The following is a 1,161-nucleotide window of genomic DNA, read 5'->3' as shown; positions in this document are numbered from 1 at the left end:
CATGGCTAAAGAAAAATTCGAGCGGAGCAAACCGCACGTAAACGTTGGCACCATTGGTCACGTTGACCATGGTAAAACTACATTGACTGCTGCATTGACCACTATTTTGTCTGAAAAATTCGGCGGTCAGGCTAAAGGTTACGATCAAATTGATAATGCCCCGGAAGAAAAAGCCCGTGGTATTACCATTAATACTTCACATGTGGAATACGAAACTGAAACCCGTCACTATGCACACGTAGACTGCCCGGGACACGCCGACTATGTGAAAAACATGATTACCGGTGCTGCCCAAATGGACGGTGCAATTTTGGTATGTTCTGCTGCAGACGGCCCTATGCCGCAAACTCGTGAGCACATCTTGTTGGCTCGCCAAGTAGGTGTTCCCTACATTATCGTGTTTATGAACAAATGCGATATGGTGGATGATGAAGAGTTGTTGGAACTGGTTGAAATGGAAATCCGCGATCTGTTGTCTAGCTATGATTTCCCGGGAGATGATTGCCCGATTATCCAAGGTTCTGCATTGCGTGCTTTGGAAGGTGATGCCGGCTACAAAGAGAAGATCTTTGAATTGGCTGCTGCTTTGGACAGCTACATTCCGACACCTGAGCGTGCTGTTGACAAACCGTTCCTGTTGCCGATTGAGGATGTATTCTCTATTTCAGGCCGTGGTACGGTAGTAACAGGCCGTGTTGAGCGTGGTGTAATCAATGTTGGTGACGAGATTGAGATTGTGGGTCTGAAAGAGACTCAAAAAACCACTTGTACCGGTGTTGAGATGTTCCGCAAATTGTTGGATCAAGGCCAGGCTGGTGACAACGTCGGCGTATTGTTGCGTGGTACCAAGCGTGAAGATGTTGAACGTGGTCAAGTATTGGCAAAACCGGGTTCTATCACGCCGCATACTAAGTTTAAAGCTGAAGTATATGTGTTGAGCAAAGAAGAGGGTGGTCGTCATACACCGTTCTTTGCGAACTATCGTCCGCAATTCTATTTCCGTACGACCGACGTAACCGGTGCGGTATCTTTGGAAGAAGGTGTGGAAATGGTAATGCCGGGTGAGAATGTAACGATTTCGGTAGAGTTGATTGCTCCGATTGCTATGGAAGAAGGTTTACGTTTTGCCATTCGCGAGGGTGGTCGTACAGTAGGTGCCGG

Annotated in this window: 1 protein-coding gene; it reads left to right on the top strand. The window is 47.4% G+C overall.

Annotation, left to right across the window (positions count from 1 at the left end; translation table 11 throughout):
- Nucleotide 1: 1 nt before the first annotated feature.
- The coding region (gene tuf / locus NXS09_RS10755; protein WP_259292510.1) for an elongation factor Tu at nucleotides 2-1,161 on the top strand (1,160 nt) is incomplete at its 3' end.

This window comes from Neisseria montereyensis, from assembly GCF_024834045.1.
Lineage (GTDB): Bacteria > Pseudomonadota > Gammaproteobacteria > Burkholderiales > Neisseriaceae > Neisseria > Neisseria montereyensis.
This window is presented reverse-complemented; position numbering and strand designations above follow the sequence as displayed.